This window comes from Actinocrinis sp. (assembly GCF_035650855.1).
GTDB lineage: Bacteria > Actinomycetota > Actinomycetes > Streptomycetales > Catenulisporaceae > Actinocrinis.
Genome location: NZ_DASRGV010000342.1, coordinates 1 through 18,164 on the forward strand (window position 1 = coordinate 1; position 18,164 = coordinate 18,164).

An 18,164-nucleotide genomic window follows, 5' to 3' on the forward strand; every position below is an offset into this window, starting at 1 on the left:
CGGTCTCGAGGACGCCGCCGCCCTGCTCGGCATCACCGCGCCGCAGTGGACCGGATCGGACAACGGCGTGGTCTCCGAGATGGTCAGCGCCTTCGAGACGGCCATCAGCGGCGGCGCCGACGGGATCGCGGTGGCGCTGACCGACTCCACCGCCTTCGTCGAGCCGACCAAGGCCGCGATGGCGGCCGGCATCCCGGTGATCGCGTACAACGCCACCGCGCCGAACAACTACCCGCTCGCCTACGTCGGGCAGGACCTGTACCAGTCCGGGTTCCTCATGGGACAGCGCATTGCCAAGGACGTGACCTCCGGCAAGATCCTGGTCGGCATCTCGCAGCCGGGCGGCAACAACGTCCAGCCGCGCCTCGACGGGATCAAGGACGCGCTCGCCAAGGCGGCGCCCGGCGTCAGCGTGCAGAGCGTCAACACCGGCGCGGCGCAGGCCGGCGAACTTTCCGCGATGGAGGCGGCATATCAGGGCGCGCAGGACGCGAAGGGCCTGTACGCGGTGGACGCGGGCAGCACGGCCGCGATCGCGCAGCTGATCGGCAAGGCCGGCATCGCGGGCAAGGTGCACGCCGGGGGCTTCGACACGCTGACCGACACCATCACCGGGGTCAAGACCGGGGCGCTCGACTTCACCATCGACCAGTCCGCGTACCTGCAGGGGTTCCTCAGCGTCCTGTACCTCTACATGTACCGGCTGTCGGGCACGCTGGTGGCCCCGCCGCAGACGGACACCGGCCTGACCTTCGTGACCAAGGACAACGTCGGTCCGTACGCCACGGCGGCCAGCCGGTTCGAGGGCGGCACGAACAAGGCCCTGATCCCCATGCCCAAATCGATCACGCTGCCGCCGCCGTCGACGGTGCAGCTGTAGGAGGCCGGAGCGCAGATGGCCGAAGCCGGAATCGACTCGGACACCGCCCCAGCCGCCGCCGGACCGCCGGCGCCGCCGCGCGGGTCGGCCCGCGCGGCCGGCGGCGCGGTGCTGCGGGCTCTCGTGCGTCGCAGGGAGCTGAGCATCGTCCTGGTCACGATCGCCGCGGTGATCTACTTCACGGTGGCCGGGCACCGGGGCTTCAACACCACGAACAACTACCACATCATCATGCAGTACTTCGCGCCGTGGGCGATCATCGGCGGAGCGGAGGCGCTGCTGCTGATCTGCGGCGAGATCGACCTGTCCGCGGGATTCGTCTACACCTTCACGCCGTTCGCGCTGACCTCGTTCTACGACGCCGGGGCGACCGTGCCGCTGGCGCTGATCGGCGCGCTGGCGGTGGCGGCCGGAGTGGGGCTGCTCAACGGGCTGATCCGAGTCCTGTTCAACCTCTCCTCCTTCATCGTCACGCTCGGCATGGGCTTCTTCCTCGAGGGCATGTCGTACATCCAGTCGCGCGGCGAGCCGGTGCCGCCGCCGATCGGCGGCGGGCTGCAGCAGGTCATCGGCGGCTCGCGCTGGTCCGAGCTGATATGGGCGCTGGCCATCGTCGCGGTGCTGCAGATCGCGCTGTCGGCGACCCGCTATGGCGTCTACATCCAGGCCGCCGGCGGCAACCCGCTCAGCGCCGCGGAATCCGGGATCAAGGTCGGCCGGGTGAAAGTCGCCACCTTCATGGCGACCAGTCTGCTGGCCGGGTTCACCGGAATCCTCGACCAGGTGCGGGTCGGCTCCTTCGACCCGACCAGCGGCGGCAACACCACCATGTTCATGGCGGTGGCCTCCGCGGTCATCGGCGGCACCGCGCTGCTCGGCGGCTCGGGCACGGTGATCGGAGCCATGTTCGGCGCGCTGCTGCTGGGCATCATCAACGACGGCTTCAACCTCATCGGCGTGAACGCGTACGCCTTCGACGTCGTGATCGGCATCGCGGTGGTCGTCGCGATGCTGCTGAACGTCTATCTCGCCTCGCTGAGAAAGAGGGCGCTGCGATGACCGCCGACGGGGATGGCATGAGCACCGCGGGGACCGGGGCCGGCACCGAAGTGGTCCGGGTCGAGCACGTGGCCAAGCGCTTCGGTCCGGTCACCGCCCTGCGGGACATCAACCTGCACGTCGACCGCGGCGAGATCCTCGGCCTGATCGGGGACAACGGCGCGGGCAAGTCCACCCTGATCAAGATCCTGACCGGATTCCACCGCCCGGACGCCGGGCGCATCATCATCGAGGGGCAGGAGACGCGGCTGCGCTCGGTCGCGCACGCCCGCTCCCTCGGCATCGAGACCGTATATCAGGACCTCGCGCTGATCGACGGGCTTCCGGTCTACCTGAACCTGCACCTGAACAAGGAGCTGACGCACCGCCCCCTGCCGTTCCTGCGGCGGCGGGAGATGCGCCGGCGCGCCCGCGAGGCGCTGGACTCGGTCGGCATCGAGATCCCCTCGGTGACCGCCGAGGTCGGGCAGCTGTCCGGCGGCCAGCGCCAGGCGATCGCGGTGGCCCGCTCGGTGCACTCCGAGGCGAAGCTGCTGCTGCTCGACGAGCCGCTGGCGGCGATGGGCGCCCGCGAGGGCACCCAGATCCTGCGCCTGCTGCGCCGGCTCAAGCAGCGCGGCGACCTCGCGATCATCCTCATCGCGCACAACTACAGCCAGATCGTCGATGTCTGCGACCGGGTGAACCTGTTGCAGCACGGTGAGATCACCTTCGACCGGCGCTCCGCGGACACCTCCGTGGCCGAGCTGCTGGAGCTGGTGCACGCCGAGTACCGCATCGACGCCTAGTTATTGACCCGCTAAGGATTTGCGATGAATTCCCTGTCCAGACGCCAGGCTCTGGCCGCCGCGGCTGCCGCGGCGGGAGCCGGCACTCTTGCCGCACCGGGCGCCGCGCAGGCGGCGGCCTCCTCGTCCGCCGCCCGGCCCGCGCGCTCGTCCTCCTCGTCCGTCTCCTCCTCGCACGGCCGCCCGCCGACCATCACCCGGGAGGCGTTCGGCCAAGTCAACGGCGCCACCGTGTACCGCTACACGCTCGCGGCGGCCAACGGCCTCACCGTGCGGATCCTGACATACGGCGGGATCGTGCAGGCGGTGCAGGTCCCGGACGAGCACGGCCGCCCGGTCGATCTCGCGCTCGGATTCGCCACCCTCGACGACTACGTGGCGCACAACAGCCCGCAGGCCGGGGGAGGAGTGTATTTCGGGGCGCTGATCGGCCGGTACGCCAACCGGATCGCCAAGGGCACCTTCACCCTCGACGGAGTCACGTACCACATCCCGATCAACAACAACGGCAACGCGCTGCACGGCGGCACGATCGGGTTCGACCAGAAGGTCTGGACCCCGAGCGTCAGCAGCGGGCGCGACTCGGTCAGCCTGAAGCTCGAGTACGTCAGCCCGGACGGGGAGATGGGCTTCCCCGGAACGCTGACGACTCAGGCCACGTACACCCTCGACAACCGCGGCCGGCTGACCCTGGTCTTCCACGCGACCACCGACAAGCCCACCGTGGTCAACCTGACCAACCACTCGTACTGGAACCTGGCCGGCGAGTCCTCAGGGAACGTATACAGTCAGTTGCTGTACCTGAACGCCGACCGGTATACGCCGGTGGACTCCACCCAGATCCCAACCGGCCAGATCGCCACGGTGCACGGCACGCCGATGGACTTCACCCGGCCCACCCCGGTCGGCGCTCGCATCGCCGTCAACAACCCGCAGCTGCTTATCGGCCAGGGCTACGACCTGAACTGGGTGGTCAACGGGCCCGCGGGCGGCGCGCCGCGCCCGGCGGCCCACGCGGTCGACCCGCGCAGCGGCAGGGCCCTGACGATATACACCACGCAGCCGGGCATCCAGTTCTACAGCGGCAACTTCCTGACCGGCACGCTGGTGGGCACCGGGAACACGGTCTACCGGCAAAGCTACGGCTTCGCGCTGGAGACGCAGAACTTCCCAGACGCGCCGAACCACCCGAACTTCCCGTCCTCGGTGTTGCGGCCCGGACAGGCGTATCGGCACACGAGTATTTACGAGATCTCAGGCTTCTGAGCGCATCGCGCGGCACTCGGCGGCCGGGTGCTCGCCCCGCCATGGCGAGCACCCGGCCGCCTCCGCGTAGGGAGAGCTGAAGTCACCGCACGGCGCAGGGTGAGCCGTTCAGTGTGAAGCCGCTCGGCGCGGCGGTGTCGCCGGTGTGGTTGGCCTGGAAGCCGAAGCTGGTCGAGCCGCCGGGCGCGATCTGGGCGTTGTAACTGAGGTTCTTCGCCGTCACCGCTCCGCTGGCCGGGTTGATCGTCGCGTTCCACGCGCCGGTGACGGTCTGTCCGGGCGCGAGTGTGAACGCCAGTGACCAGCCGTTGACGGCGGTGTTGCCGGTGTTGGTGACGGTGATGTTCTCGGTCAGGCCGGTGTTCCACGCGCTGACCGTGTCAGAGACCGCACAAGCCCCCGAGCCTCCCGAACCGGAAGCCGACGCGCTGGGGGAGGGCGACGGCGAGGTGGACGGGGACGTGCTCGGCGTGGGCGTGGGCGAAGCCGAGGGTGTGCCGCCGCCGCTGCTGCCGTCGAGGCCGAAGAAGTGGATCGCGTACGCGGCCATGCCGGTCTCCGGCAGGACGTGACCGGCGCCTTGGATGCTGTACGCCTCGACGTCGACCTTCCCGGACGAATCCGCATAACGCCATCTCGTCCAGCCCGAGACCGGCGTGTCCGTCGACGTCGGGGTCTGACTCAATCCGAACACGTTGGTCCACTGCTTGATGTCCTCCTGCAGCAGCTGGTACGGCACGAGCGTGTCGGCGGTGCCGTGCCACAGCTGGATCGGCGGGCGCGGGCCGCTGTAGCCCGGGTCGGCCGCGCGCACCTCGTCTCCCCACTCCTGGGCGGTGCGCGTCAGGGTGCCGCTGGTGCACTTGCTGCTACCCGGCGGATAGTCGGCCGCGTTCGCGAAGCAGTCGAACGGCACGCCCATGTAGGCGGCCCCGGCCTTGAACACGTCCGGGTAGAGGGCGAGCATCTCGTCGGTCATCATGCCGCCGGACGAGGAACCGGTGACATAGACCCGGTTCGGATCGCCGCCGTAGTGCTGCTCGGTGTAGGTGATCATCGACGCGAGCGAAACCGGGTCGCTGCCGCCGCCGCGCACCTTGGCCGCGGCCGACCAGGTGTCCCAGCAGTTGCCGAACCCGGCCTGCTGCTCGGCGCTGGGGAAGATGGCGATGAATCCGTACCGGTCGGCGAGCGAGGCGAACTCGGAGCCCGCGTAGAAGCCGGGCCCGGTGCCGCCGCAGCCGTGCAGGGCCAGCACGATCGCGGGATGGGCCGGGGCGCCCGCCGGGACGTAGACGTACATCTGCGCGCCGCCGGGATTGCTGCCGAAGTTGGTCACCTGCACCAGGCTCGCCGCGGCGGCGGGCGGGGTGAGCCCGGTGACGACGGTCATGGCCGTGAACGCGGCGGCCGCGCTCGCTGCCGCGAGCGCCTTGGTGATCCGTCTCATCACTCCTCCTGACTGCGCCCGAATCGGTGCCGGGCGCGGAGAGCTCGGACACGTCGGTGCGTGTGGCAGGAAGGGTGCGGCCGGGAGCCTGCGACGTCAAAGCCCTGCGGTGAGGCGGCTGGCCCGGTTGCCGCGCCGCGGCGCCTTCGCGCAGGTTGTCAAGTTACTTGCTATCAAGCAACTTGATATGACGTCCGGTAACTTTCACCGGATTCGGCCGCGGCGGTATCGTTCCCTCGTGAGCTCCCCTCGCGGCCAGGGCGCCGCCCGCCCCGCTCCGGCCGCGCCGCGGCTGAGCTACCTCGTCTTCCGCCTGGAGCGGCGGATCAGGGCGCGGCTGGACCAGGCGCTGGCCCAGCACGGGGTGACCACGACGGAGTACATGGCGCTCAGCGAGCTGCGGCTGCGCGACGGTGCCTCCTCGGCGCAGCTGGCCCGCATCGCCTTCGTCACGCCGCAGGCCATGAACCTGGTGATCCGCGACCTGGAGCAGCGCGGGCTTATCCACCGCGAGGCGGACCCGAACGGCGGCAGGGTCCTGCGCGCCGGCCTCTCCCGCGACGGGAGGACCGTGCTGCGCCGCTGCGACCGCGCCCTCGACGAGATCGAGCGGGTGATGCTCACCGCGCTCGACGAGGAGGATCGCAAAGGCCTGGCCGACCGGCTGACCGCGTGCGCGCACGCGCTGCAGTCCGACGGATCAGCAGGCGCGCACGCCTGACAGCCCGCGTTCGAGGGCGCGCAGGAACGCGCGGCCGAAGATCTTGTCCGGTTCCATGACCGAACCCTCCGCCCACTCGTTCCACGACTTGATGAACATCAGGCGCGGGCCGGGCACAGCGCTTTCCAGGCGGACGGCCTCCTCGACCGCGGTTTCGAAGACGCCTGGGTCGGGGCGGTGCAGCAGGACACCGCGCCGGCCGGAGCGGGGAGTGTTGTCGAACCCTGGCACGACGCACGGGTGCTGCCGGATCGGAGTCTTGCCGCCGTAGAGCAGCCAATCGGCGTAGGTCTTGTCGTAGTGGAACGCCCTGGGACCTTCGCGCAGAGGCGCGCTCTGGAAGCTCGCCTCCAGTTCGTGCCCCCGCGGCGGGGGAGCGGGATTCCACACCGCCGCGTCGAGCGGCTGGTCCACGTCGTGCACCCAAGGGCCGTCGGCATCGCCGACGAGGTAGAGCCCGGGCAGACCCGCGTCGGCGGCCAGTTGCCGCCACAGCGCCGCGAACCCGGCCAGATCCGGGATGTCGGCAGGGCGGAAGATATAGATCAGGGGTCTGCCCGCCACGGTGAGGTACCGCTCGTCGGAGAGGTGGGGGAGCACATGCTTGAAATGGTCGATATGGTCCGCTTCCCCGAGGTACCGCTGCTGCTGAAGCACCTCGTCGCCGCGTCCGTGCCACACGCCGGTCCAGCTCTGATTCGCCCAGCCGAGGCAGTAGCGGTGCGGTAGATCAGGCTGCTTCAACAGGTCCTCGGCCGGCCGGTTGAGCAGCTTTCTGCCGCCGCCGAACCAGTAGTGCCAGTAGCACAGCGCGGTCACGCCGTACCGGCTCGCCAGTTCCCATTGCGCCCGGCGGGTTTCCGGGACGCGCAGGTCGTAGAAGCCCAAGTCGGCCGGCAGCCGCGGCTGAATGTGGCCGTCGAAGAGCGGCCGCGCCGCGGCGACGTGCGTCCACTCCGTGAAGCCCGGTCCCCACCAGCGGTCGTTCTCCGGGATCGGGTGGTACTGCGGCAGAAAGAACGCGACTACCTCCAGCGGCGCGTCAAGCATCGCAGGCTGCTTCCACCAGCACCGCTTCCATCGCGCGGGCGAACTCCTCGATCCGGGCCGTCGTGAACACCTGCGTGTCCGCCCACACCTCGAAGTACACGGCGGGCAGCCCTTCCGGCAGGGCCTGCCGACTCGCCAGCGGCGCGGGCGCGGAGTCGACCTGGATGAAGAGCGTGCCGTCGAACGAGGGCATCCTGCGGTCCCAGAACAGTCTGGTGCGGGGCAGCAGCTTCGCCAGCGCCTCGTCGACAGGCACATCGCTTCCGGCCTGATCGTCCCGCTTGACGCCCCCGGCGTCGCTTTCGCCAGCACGCTGAGACGCCGGGATCGCGCGACGGTCGTTGAGATGCCAGGAGATTTCGAGCGGTCCGCCGCGGCGGGCCGCGGTCTCGTCGAGCAGCCTGGCGCACTGCCCCGGGTCGTAATAGCCGTAGAACGACGCGCTCGTCGCGGCGCTCTGTGCCCGGTCCACGACCTCGTCGAAGGAGGCGGCCGCGGTATCCACGACGCAGATGCCCTCTTGGGAGAGCTGCGCGGCCACGTCGGCGAACCCGGGCCGGAAGCGGTTGCTGACGACGATCTGGGCGACGCTGGGGTTGCGCCCGAAGACGCGCGCGACTGCCGTCGAGTAGGCGGCCAGCAGGACGTACGTCGTGGCCGCCCCGGTCCGTGCCGCGATCTCGCGCAGTGCCAGGTCCATCGCGGGGGAGTAGCCGGCCAGCTCCCAGAACCGCGGCTGCTGCGGGCTGGCCGGTTCGGCGGGCTGCCAGGCGGACAGCCGCTCAAGCTGAGCCGCCCAGTACCGGATCGACCGCTCGCTCTGCCGCCTACCCGAGGCGCTGTCCTGTGCGGCCGCGACGTCCAGCGGACTGACGCCGTCGGGCGGGGCGGTGGCCTGCCCGGTGACGCGGTCCAGGTTGGCCAGATCCCGGGTCAGCGCGAGGATCCCGGCGCCGTCCACCATCACGTGGCTGTAGCCCAACACCAGGCGGACGAGTGTTCCCGACTGCCGGACGACGCCCATCCGCACCGGGAATTCGCGCTCATAGTCGAACCACTCCAGCTCGAATCGCGAGCGCATCTGCTCCGCTGCCGCGCTCGGATCGTCCTCGTCATCGAGGTCTGCGATATACAGCGGGATTTCTCCGGAGTCCGCGACCACCTGCTGCACGCCGCGTTCGCCGGACGGCCCGTCCGCGAAGCGCAGCCGGGTGCGCAACGCGGGATGGCGGCTGACCAGGAAGCGCAGCACCGCCGTCATTTCCGTCAGCGGCGTCGCTTCGGGCAGCGGCATCGTCACCACGACGTTCATGGTCCGGCCGGTGCGCCGCGTGGTCCGCAGGATTCCCAGCTGCCCCCACGTCAGTTCGCCGACACCGGCGCCGTGCCCCTCGAACCGCACCCGGATGTCGCTCAACGTGATGGCCAAACCCAGGCTCCTGTCACGGAAATACGGGCAGCGTAGGACACCGCCCCGAGGACCTTAATCAGGGCCTTGCGTCACACCGCGGCGGCACGGCCGCGGCGCCGGCGATTGGCGCGATCAGCCCGCACGGCCCGGCGCGACGCATGAGACGCGAGGGAAGAAAGTTACATCGATCACGGGCGCGCACGCCGGTTCGGCGCCGTGCGAAGATCAGTGCATGCCTGCCGCGCCGCCGCTGCTGATCCTGTGGGACATCGACCACACGCTGGTGAGCATCGCCGGCGTGGGCCGGGAGATCTACGCGCGGGTCTTCGAGCAGATCACCGGCCGTCCGCTGGTCCATCTCGCGGACATGGCCGGCCGCACCGAGCAGGCCATTCTGCGCGAGACGCTGCGGCTCAACGGCGTGCAGCACGACGCCTCGTTCGACGACTTCTACACCGCCCTCGAGGAAGTCGCCCGCTCGCTGGAGGGACGCATGCGCGAGGGCGGGCGGGTGCTGCCCGGCGTGCGCGAGGCGCTGGCCGCGTTCCAGGCGGACGGCGCGGTGCAGTCGCTGGTCACCGGGAACATCCCCGCGCTGGCCGCGATGAAGCTGGAGGCCTTCGGTCTTGACGGCTTCGTCGACCTTCGGATCGGCGGATACGGCGACGACGACAGCGACCGCGCGGTCCTGGTCCGCCTGGCCGTCGAGCGCGCCGAGGCCAAGTACGGGCACGGATTCAAGGCCGAGCACGCGGTGGTGATCGGGGACACGCCGCACGACGTGCGCGGGGCGCTGGACAACGGAGCGCTGGCGGTGGCCGTCGCGACCGGCTTCAGCGACGTCGCCACGCTGGCCGCCGCGGGCGCCCACGTGGTGTTGCCGGATCTGCGCGACCTCGCGGCGCTGCACGAAGCGGTCCTGGCGCGACGCGGCGCCTGACCCGGCCGCCGCCCGAAACTTACCGATCACCTTCACCCGCCCCGCTCGCGCCCCCGCTGGTCACAGCGCGCCCGACGCACCCGCCCCGGACCGGTCGATTGACCGGCGCAACGGTGTCGGCCCATCCTCCCGGCAGGCTCCCACCAGTGAAGGAGAACCCTGATGCACCGACTGCGCGCCGCAGCCGTACTGCTCACCTCCCTGGCCGCCGCCGCTCCCGGCCTCTCCCCGCTGCCCGCCGCCGCCGACGCCGCGGCCGGACCGGCGCTGACCGTGAACCCGTTCGCCGGATGGCATCTGATCAACCGGGACATCTACGGGATGAACTTCGCGGACGCGACCCTGGAACAAGAACTCAGGCTGCCGGTGGACCGCTGGGGCGGCAACGCGACCACCCGGTACAACTACCTGCTCGACACCGGAAACCACGCCAGCGACTGGTACTTCGAGAACATCCCCAACCAGGTCGCCGACCCGAGCAAGCTGCCCGCCGGGTCGAGCGCCGACCAGTTCGTCGAGAAGGACCGCGCCGCCGGGGCGGCCACCGTCATGACCGTGCCGCTGATCGGCTGGGTGCCCAAGTCCCGGCAGCAGACCTGCGGCTTCAGCGTCGCGAAGTACGGCCCGCAGCAGTCCACCGACCCGTGGGACCCGGACTGCGGCAACGGCGTCAAGCCCGACGGCACCGACATCACCGGCAACGACCCGACCGACACCAGCATGCCCGCGGGCGCGGACTTCGTGGCCGGCTGGGTCAAGTACCTCGACGCCACCTACGGCGACGCGGCCCACGGCGGCGTGCGCTTCTACGACCTCGACAACGAACCGGACATCTGGTTCTCGACCCACCGCGACGTGCACCCGCAGGGCGCCGGCTACGACGAGATGAAGTCGAGCACCTACGCGGTCGCCTCCGCGATCAAGGCCACCGACCCGGGCGCCAAGACCCTCGGCCCGGTCGGCTGGGGTTGGAACTCGCTGATCTACTCGGGCCTCGACCAGCAGACCTGCGGCATCCAGGGCGGCAGCTGCTGGTCCAACCCGCCGGACCGCGCGGCGCACGGCGGCGTCGAGTTCGCCGCCTGGTACCTGCAGCAGATGGCGGCGTACCAGAAGGCGCACGGGGTGCGCATCCTCGACTACTTCGACAACCACTGGTACCCGCAGGCCTCCGGCGTCTCGTCGGAGGCCGACGACCCGGCGACCCAGGCGCTGCGGCTGCGCTCCACCCGCTCGCTGTGGGACCCGACCTACACCGACGAGAGCTGGATCAACCAGCCGGTGCAGGCGATCCCGCGGATGCAGCAGCTGGTCGCGCAGAACTACCCGGGCACCAAGACCGCGATCAGCGAGTACAACTGGGGCGCGCTGGACAAGATCGACGGCGGCATCGCCGAGGCCGACATCCTCGGCATCTTCGGCCGCCAGGGCCTCGACCTGGCCACCCTGTGGTCCCCGCCGGCCAGCACCGACCCCGGCGCCTTCGCCTTCCGCATGTACCTCAACTACGACGGCAAGGGCGACGGCTTCGGCAACCTCGGCATCACCGCGTCGAGCGCCGACCAGGGGCAGCTGTCCGTCTACGGCGCGCGCCGCACCGGCGACGGCTCGCTGACGGTCATGGTCGTCAACAAGACCACCGGCGACCTGACCAGCCCCCTGTCCATCGCCGGCCTGCGCCCGAACGCGACCGCCCACGTCTACCAGTACGGCCAGGCGAACACCGCCGCGATCAGCACGCTGCCCGACCAGGCGATCACGCGCGGCCAGACGTCGATGACCTTCCCGGCTTACTCCATCACCGAGCTGGTCATCCCGCGCTCCTCCTGCAACTGAATCCTCTCGACGAGGGCGGCGCCGGTGTACGCGTGTCCTGCGATACCCCAGGCGCCGTCCGGAGCGTTGAGGATGTTGACCCAGATGTCGTCGCGGCGGTATCCGTCCGTGGTCAGGGCGGCCACGGTGTCGGTCGCCGCGGCGATGAAGGCCGCTCGCGCCTCGATCGAGCCGAGGCCGATGTTCGGCAGCTTGAGCTCGACCATGACGACGGGCCGGTTCGCTCCGCCCGCGTAGACGTTCTCGGGGTCGAGCACGTGGACGGTCCCGCCGATCATCTCGACGAAGCGCGGGTTGTCGCTCAGCCCGCTGACGCGGGCGAGATCGGCGGTCAGGCGGGGCAGGACCTCACGCTCTCCGGCGGTGGTCAGCGCGCCGCGCGGAGCGGTGACGGTAATGGGCATGACGGCTCTCCTTGAGTAGTACGTACGTACTAGCGAGACGAGTCTGCAGTAGGATGCCCGTACTAGTCAAGGGCGAAGCCTGCCGAGAGGAGCGGACATGGCGGCGGATACCCGGGACCGCATGATCGAGGCCACGGTCGCGGCGCTCCAGCACCACGGCGTCGCCGGCATGTCCTTCACCGACGTGCTGCGGGACAGCGGCGCGGCCAGGGGCGCCATCTACCATCACTTCCCCGGCGGAAAGCTCCAGCTCGTCGCGCAGGCGGCGCAGCTGAACGGCCGTCAGGTGCGCGAGGCCCTGGCCGATCTGCCGGCCGATAGCCCGGCGTCGGTCGTCTCCGCGTTCTTCGACCTCGTACGGCCGGTGGTTCAGGCCTCGGCGTCTGGCGGCGGCTGCGCGGTCGCGGCCGTCACCGTCGGCAGCGGCCTCGAATCCGGCGAGCAGGAACTGCGTGAGATCGCGGACTCGGCCTTCTCCGGCTGGGCGGAGCAGCTGGCTGAGCGCCTGTCCGCGTCTGGGCTCGAAGCAGATCGTGCCCGCGACCTCGCGACGACGCTGATCATCCTGCTTGAGGGCGCGCACGTGCTGTGCCGCGCGTCGGGGAATGTAGAACCCTTCGAACGCGCGGCGCGCACCGCGGCGAGCCTGGCCGGCTAGGCCGACTCACGGACGATCAGGCGCGTGGGCACCGTCTCGACCCCGGGCTGGGGAGCGCCGGCGTCTATCGCGGCGAGCAGGCGCAGCGCCGCGATCCGGCCGATCTCGCCGAGGTCCATGTCGACCGTGGTCAGCGGAGGGCGCGCGGCCAGGGCCATCGCGTCCCAGTTGTCGTATCCGACGATCGCCACATCCTCGGGCACGCGGATGCCGCGCTCCCGCAGCGCGTCCGCGACGCCTCGGGCGATCTGGTCGTTACCGCAGAAGAACGCGTCGGTGTCCGGGGCCGCGCGCAGCACCGCGTCCGTCGCGCGGCGGCCCCACGCCTCGCTCCAATCGCCGAAGTGCGCGCGTCCGGCCGCCGGTGCCAGGCCGGCCTCGCTGAGCAACTCGAGCGTGCGTCGCGCACGGTGTTGCGCGGCGGCGTGGTGCGCGGGGCCGGTGACGTGCGCGATCCGGCTTCGGCCGAGCCCGAGCAGGTGCTCCACCGCCAGCCCGGCCCCGCCCGCGTCGTCCGAGACCACGGAGGCGTCGGACGGATCGGTGGAGGGGGAGAACGCGTACACGATCGGGATCGGGCCCACGCCGGAGAGCGGCGGGCGCGGATCGGTGCGCCGGCCGGTCACGATGATCCCGTCCACCCGGCGCTCGATGAGGGTGCTGAGATGGTGCTGCTCGCGGATGGCGTCGCCGCGGGTGTCGCAGAGCAGGACGCTGATCTTCCCGGCGCCCAGCGCGTCCTCCGCGCCGAGCAGCACCGGCGTGCTGAACCTGCCGATCCCGTCCGTGGTCATCAGCCCGACGGTCCAGCTGCGGCCCGCCTGCAGGTTCTGCGCGTGGCGGTTCGGGCTGAACCCGAGCGCGTCCGCGGCTTGCAGCACGCGTGTGCGGGTCTCCGGCCGCATCCGCCCGGTACCGCTGAGCGCCTTCGACGCGGTGCCGACGCTGACCCCGGCGCGGGCGGCGACGTCGGTGAGCCTCGCCCGGCTCGGCTGGGCGGTGTCAACGCTCGAAGCCGCGGTCCGCATGGAGTCCGACACGGCTGAATCCCTCCCTCTCGGCGGGCCCGATCCGCGACGGCCCCGAGGGCCATCGTGGCAGGCGCAAGGCAACTGCGCAACTTTGAGAAAATTCGCGGATGTTGCCCAGTGCTCTTGACGGAATCCGCTCGTAACTTCTAGGTTCCGTGCGAGCAAAGGTTTTCCTCAACCTTGCCGCGCAGCCCGCTTGAGTACCTGGGAGTTCCATGTCCGCCTCGCAAGACCCACCGCCGCGCACCGGGCCGATCCGGCTCGGCCCGCACGCTCGCGCCGCCCTGCGCCCGACCGCGGACCCGGTCGTCGCCGACGGTTTCTGGGCGCAGCGGCAGCAGGTCGTCGCGCACGCCGGCATCCCCCAGGGCCCGCTGCTGCTCGAGTCCGCCGGGAACCTGCACGACCTGCGGCTGGCCGCGGGCAAGAGCGCCGGCGAGTTCCGCGGCGACTACCCGTTCATGGACTCCGACGTCTACAAGTGGCTCGAGGCGGCCGCCTGGCAGCTGGCCAGGCTGCACCCGGACGGCCCCGAGGGCCGGCGGCTCGCCGACGACGTCGAGCGCATCATCGGCCTGGTCGCCGACGCCCAGCAGAGCGACGGCTACCTCAACAGCTGGTTCCAGGCGGGCAAGGGCCAAGGCCCCTTCACCGACCTGCGCTGGGGCCACGAGCTGTACTGCGCCGGGCACCTGATCCAGGCCGCCGTCGCGCACCACCGCGCCACCGGCCGGGAGAACCTGCTGGCCGTGGCCCGCCGTTTCGCCGACCACATCGACGCGACCTTCGGCCCGCCTGGCAGCGGGAAGCCCATCGACGGCGTCGACGGCCACCCCGAGGTCGAGACCGCGCTGGTCGAGCTGTACCGGGAGACGGGGGAGCGGCGCTACCTGGAGCTGGCCGGCTACTTCGTCGACAGCTACGGTCGCGGCCTGCTCGGCGGCGAAGCGTACTGCCAGGACCGGACCCCGGTGCGCGCGGCGCGCGACATCGAGGGGCACGCCGTGCGGCAGCTCTACCTGCTGGCCGCGGTCGCCGACCTCGCGACGGAGACCGGCGACGAGGAGCTGCGCGCGGCGGGGGAGCGGCTGTGGTCGGCGATGGCCGCCACGAAGACCTTCCTCACCGGCGGCGTAGGCGCGCACCACGACAAGGAGGAGTTCGGCGACCCGTTCGAGCTGCCGACCGAGCGCGCCTACTGCGAGACCTGCGCGGCGATCGCCTCGATCCAGTTCAGCTGGCGGATGGCGCTGCTGACCGGCGACGCGTGCTACAGCGACCTGGTCGAGCGCACGCTGTTCAACGGGTTCCTCTCGGGCATGTCCCTGGACGGCGAGCGCTGGCTGTACGTCAACCCGCTGCAAGTGCGCGACGGCCACACCGACCAGGGCGGCGACAAGTCCGCCCGGCGCACCCGCTGGTTCCGCTGCGCCTGCTGCCCGCCGAACGTGATGCGACTGGCCGCCAGCCTCGAGCACTACATCGCGTCGACGGACGGGCGCGGCATTCAGCTGCACCAGTACGCCGAGGGCACATACCGTGCGGAGGTCGCCGGGACTCCACTTGTTGTTAGCGCTAACACGGACTATCCCTGGCAGGGCCGGATCACCGTCACCGTCGACGAATCGCCGACCGGCGAGCCCTGGACGCTCTCGCTGCGCATCCCGCAGTGGTGCACCAGCTTCACGGTCCAGTACCCGGGCACCGACTCAGACCTCGAAGCCGCCGGCCGCACGGACGCGAGCACTGTGCTCGATGAGAACACCGCTCCCGTCGAGAACGGCTGGCTGCGGCTGACCCGCGCCTGGAAGCCGGGCGAGCGGGCGGTGCTCGAACTCGACCTGGAGCCGCGGCTCACGCGGGCCGATCCGCGCGTCGACGCCGTGCGCAACTGCGTCGCGATCGAACGCGGCCCGCTGGTCTACTGCCTCGAGCAGGCCGACCACCCCGAGGGCCTTGACCGCGTCGTCATCGACACCGCACAGCCGCTGACCGTCAAGCACCGCCCCGACCTGCTCGGCGGCGTGACCACCGTGCTGGCGGGCGGCTACCGCAGGGCGATCCCGGAGCGTGGCTGGTGGCCCTACGCCTCCAGCGATCCCGCCGACCTGGCAGCGCAGCAGAACGCCACCGCACCCGGCGGCGACAGCTCCGCCGACGGCACGGCAACGGCTCTGATCGAGCTGACCGCCATCCCGTACTACGCATGGGCCAATCGGCGGGACGGCAGCATGCGCGTCTGGCTGCCGATCTCATAACCCAGCGCACTACCCACACCGATCCCCGTCAGGAGAAGCAATGACGCACCGCCTGATGAACCGCGACCCGCATCGCGGCGCGAGTAAGAAACCGAAGATGCTGACCCCCGGCCGCGCCGCGGTCGCCGCCGCGGCGGCGCTGGCCCTGGCCGCCACGGCGACCGCGATCGCCACGGTGCCCGCCAGCGCGGCCGCGACCGCCTCGACCACCCTCGTGGTCAACGCCAACCAGCCGTTCCGCTCGGTGACGCACGTCGCCTCCGGCGGCCTCTACGGCCTGGACACCGCGAGCGTGCCGGCCGACAGCCTGGTCGAGCCGCTGCACCCGAACACCTTCGTGCAGATGGCGCCCGGAGGAAAGCAGCTGCCCAACGGCGAGCCGGCGCCCGGCGGCGACGCCCTCGTGGTCGCGCCCGAGGCGGCCAAGGCGGGCGCGAAGGTGGTCGTGCGGATGCCGGACTGGTATCCGAACTTCCCCTACCAGTGGGTCAGCTGGAGCGACTGGCTCTCCGCGGTCGACCAGCAGGTCGCCTCGGTCAAGGCCTCGGGTGCGACGAACATCAGCGCGTACGAGCTGTGGAACGAGCCGGACTGGACCTGGAACACCAGCGCCGCGGGCAGCTTCGACGCCGGATGGGCCCGCACCTACCAGGAGGTGCGCTCGAAGGACTCCAGCCGCCCGATTCAGGGGCCGAGCATCTCGCACTGGGACCAGAGCTGGATGACCACCTTCCTCACCGACGCCAAGAACAGCGGCACCGTCCCCGACATCATCGCCTGGCACGAGCTCGGCGGCGCGGCCAGCATCGCGGGCGACGTGGCCGCCTACCGGTCGCTGGAATCCAGCCTCGGCATCAGCCCGCGGCCGATCGCGATCGAGGAGTACGCCACCACCAGCGAGGTCGGCGTCCCGGGCCCGCTGGCCGGGTACATCGCGAAGTTCGAGCGCGCCGGGGTGCACGACGCCGAGCTGGCCTTCTGGAACCACTACGGCACGCTCGGCGACACCCTGACCGACACCGGCGGCTCCCCGAACGGCGCGTACTGGCTGTACTCCTGGTACGGCGCGATGACCGGCAACATGGTCACCACGGTGCCGCCCTCGCAGAACGGCCTGGACGGCGCCGCGTCGGTCAACTCCGCCGGCAACCAGGTCAGCGTCATCTTCGGCGGCGGGACCGGGGCCAACGCGGTCACCGTCAACGGCCTGAGCTCGCTCTCGGCCTTCGGCGGCACGGTCAACGTCAAGCTCGAGTACACGCCGTCGAACGGCCGCACCACCGCCGTCTCCGGGCCGCTGACCATCTCGCAGACCACGTACACGGTGGCCAACGGGTCCATCACGGTGCCGGTCGCGATGAACGCGGCCTACGGCTACCACCTGGTGATCACCCCGAGCGGTACCACCACGTCGCTGGCCGGCACGTACCAGATCAAGAACGTGAACAGCGGCCTGGCCCTCGACACCCAGAACGCCGGCACCGCGCAGGGCACGCTGGTGGACCAGGCCACGCCGGGCGGCGGCAGCACCCAGTCCTGGACGCTCGTGGCCGCGGGATCAGGGCTCTACAAGATCAAGAACGTGGCCAGCGGGCTGCTGCTCGGAATCACCAACGAGAGCACCTCGGACGGCGGCACCGCCCTGATCTGGGGCGACAACGGCACGCCGGACCACCTCTGGCAGCTGATCCCGGCGGGCAACGGCCAGTACAAGATCGCCAACGACAACAGCGGCCTGATGCTCGGCGTCAGCAACATGAGCACGAGCTCCGGCGCCCAGGTCCTGCAGTGGGACGACAACGGCACCGCCGACCACCTCTGGACCCTGACCGCACGCTGATCACGGCTCGGCCGGGCCGGGAGATCCCCGGCCCGGCGGCCCCGAATCGCAGGGCACGAACGCAGTCCCCGCTCGCACCACTCCACACACCGCACCACTCCACACCGCACGCTTTTCCCGGAAAGGCTCGCTGAAATGTCCTTCCTCTCTCGGCCACGCCGCGGCGTCAAGGCCGCCGCGGCCGCACTGGCCGTCCTGGCCGTCGCCGGCACCATGACCGCGTGTTCGTCCTCTGGCTCGTCGTCCGGCGGCTCGTCGGCGGCCTCGGGTACGTACACGATCTGGGACCCGTACCCCCAGTTCGACAACTCCTCGGCATGGGTGCAGTTGTTGCAGAAGTGCGGTACGTCGGCGGGTGTCACGGTCAAGCGCACCGGTTTCGACACCACGGATCTGACCAGCAAGGTGCTGCTTGCGGCGCAGCAGGGCACGGCGCCTGATGTGCTGATCGTGGACAATCCGGTGGTCTCGACGCTGGCCGAGGCGGGGGTGCTGACCGACACCTCGACCACGAAGGTGGACACCAGCGCGGTGGAGCCGAACCTGCTGGCGGCCGGGCAGCTGAACGGCAA

The 18,164-nt window shown here is 70.7% G+C and carries 16 protein-coding genes; 11 read left to right on the forward strand and 5 right to left on the reverse strand.

What is annotated here, in order from left to right; all coding sequences use genetic code 11:
• The 4 genes from VFB40_RS24295 to VFB40_RS24310 all read left to right on the forward strand — a co-directional run.
• On the forward strand, positions 1-880 hold an 880-nt coding region (locus tag VFB40_RS24295), incomplete at its 5' end, for a substrate-binding domain-containing protein (RefSeq protein WP_324854533.1).
• Between the two features lie 15 nt (positions 881-895).
• Positions 896-1,939, forward strand: a complete 1,044-nt coding sequence (locus VFB40_RS24300) for an ABC transporter permease (RefSeq protein WP_324854535.1) — start codon at positions 896-898, stop codon at positions 1,937-1,939.
• The gene (locus VFB40_RS24305) at positions 1,936-2,727 is read left to right on the forward strand and encodes an ATP-binding cassette domain-containing protein (RefSeq protein ID WP_324854537.1); all 792 of its coding nucleotides are present in this window, start codon (positions 1,936-1,938) and stop codon (positions 2,725-2,727) included. The genes VFB40_RS24300 and VFB40_RS24305 overlap by 4 nt, the downstream gene beginning before the upstream one ends.
• A 24-nt stretch (positions 2,728-2,751) precedes the next feature.
• Positions 2,752-3,993: an aldose epimerase family protein gene (locus VFB40_RS24310; protein WP_324854539.1), complete on the forward strand. Its 1,242-nt coding sequence runs from the start codon at positions 2,752-2,754 to the stop codon at positions 3,991-3,993.
• Positions 3,994-4,075: 82 nt separating this feature from the next.
• On the opposite strand, the gene VFB40_RS24315 is transcribed toward VFB40_RS24310, so the two are convergent.
• Complete coding sequence (locus tag VFB40_RS24315; RefSeq protein WP_324854541.1) at positions 4,076-5,443, reverse strand: extracellular catalytic domain type 1 short-chain-length polyhydroxyalkanoate depolymerase; 1,368 nt, start codon at positions 5,441-5,443, stop codon at positions 4,076-4,078.
• A 238-nt stretch (positions 5,444-5,681) separates the two neighbouring features.
• Between VFB40_RS24315 and VFB40_RS24320 the strand changes: the two genes are divergently transcribed.
• Entirely contained in the window at positions 5,682-6,164 is a 483-nt protein-coding gene (locus VFB40_RS24320) for a MarR family winged helix-turn-helix transcriptional regulator (protein ID WP_324854543.1), read from the forward strand.
• On the opposite strand, the gene VFB40_RS24325 is transcribed toward VFB40_RS24320, so the two are convergent.
• Together VFB40_RS24325 and VFB40_RS24330 are read right to left on the reverse strand one after the other, a co-directional pair.
• Positions 6,144-7,214, reverse strand: coding sequence for a glycosyltransferase WbsX family protein (locus tag VFB40_RS24325; RefSeq protein WP_324854545.1), 1,071 nt, complete (start codon positions 7,212-7,214; stop codon positions 6,144-6,146). The genes VFB40_RS24320 and VFB40_RS24325 overlap by 21 nt on opposite strands.
• Complete coding sequence (locus tag VFB40_RS24330) at positions 7,207-8,643, reverse strand: condensation domain-containing protein (protein WP_324854547.1); 1,437 nt, start codon at positions 8,641-8,643, stop codon at positions 7,207-7,209. The genes VFB40_RS24325 and VFB40_RS24330 overlap by 8 nt, the downstream gene beginning before the upstream one ends.
• 214 nt (positions 8,644-8,857) lie before the next feature.
• Between VFB40_RS24330 and VFB40_RS24335 the strand changes: the two genes are divergently transcribed.
• Together VFB40_RS24335 and VFB40_RS24340 are read left to right on the forward strand one after the other, a co-directional pair.
• Positions 8,858-9,565, forward strand: a complete 708-nt coding sequence (locus VFB40_RS24335; RefSeq protein ID WP_324854549.1) for an HAD family hydrolase — start codon at positions 8,858-8,860, stop codon at positions 9,563-9,565.
• Positions 9,566-9,727: 162 nt separating this feature from the next.
• Complete coding sequence (locus VFB40_RS24340; protein WP_324854553.1) at positions 9,728-11,401, forward strand: glycoside hydrolase family 44 protein; 1,674 nt, start codon at positions 9,728-9,730, stop codon at positions 11,399-11,401.
• Here VFB40_RS24340 and VFB40_RS24345 read toward each other — a convergent pair.
• Positions 11,356-11,805 carry a hypothetical protein gene (locus VFB40_RS24345; RefSeq protein ID WP_324854555.1) on the reverse strand — a complete coding sequence of 150 codons (450 nt, stop codon included), beginning with the start codon at positions 11,803-11,805 and terminating at the stop codon, positions 11,356-11,358. The two genes, VFB40_RS24340 and VFB40_RS24345, sit on opposite strands and share 46 nt — an antisense overlap.
• A 97-nt stretch (positions 11,806-11,902) precedes the next feature.
• On the opposite strand from VFB40_RS24345, the gene VFB40_RS24350 reads away from it, so the two are divergent.
• Positions 11,903-12,463 carry a TetR/AcrR family transcriptional regulator gene (locus VFB40_RS24350; protein ID WP_324854557.1) on the forward strand — a complete coding sequence of 187 codons (561 nt, stop codon included), beginning with the start codon at positions 11,903-11,905 and terminating at the stop codon, positions 12,461-12,463.
• On the opposite strand, the gene VFB40_RS24355 is transcribed toward VFB40_RS24350, so the two are convergent.
• Positions 12,460-13,491, reverse strand: coding sequence for a LacI family DNA-binding transcriptional regulator (locus VFB40_RS24355; RefSeq protein WP_349261625.1), 1,032 nt, complete (start codon positions 13,489-13,491; stop codon positions 12,460-12,462). The two genes, VFB40_RS24350 and VFB40_RS24355, sit on opposite strands and share 4 nt — an antisense overlap.
• 218 nt (positions 13,492-13,709) lie before the next feature.
• Here VFB40_RS24355 and VFB40_RS24360 point away from each other — a divergent pair, with 218 nt between their 5' ends.
• The 3 genes from VFB40_RS24360 to VFB40_RS24370 all read left to right on the forward strand — a co-directional run.
• Positions 13,710-15,752, forward strand: a complete 2,043-nt coding sequence (locus tag VFB40_RS24360; protein WP_324854561.1) for a glycoside hydrolase family 127 protein — start codon at positions 13,710-13,712, stop codon at positions 15,750-15,752.
• A 40-nt stretch (positions 15,753-15,792) separates the two neighbouring features.
• Positions 15,793-17,592, forward strand: a complete 1,800-nt coding sequence (locus VFB40_RS24365) for an RICIN domain-containing protein (protein WP_324854563.1) — start codon at positions 15,793-15,795, stop codon at positions 17,590-17,592.
• Between the two features lie 135 nt (positions 17,593-17,727).
• Positions 17,728-18,164, forward strand: a 437-nt coding sequence (locus VFB40_RS24370) for an extracellular solute-binding protein (RefSeq protein WP_324854565.1), incomplete at its 3' end; no start/stop codon positions are given.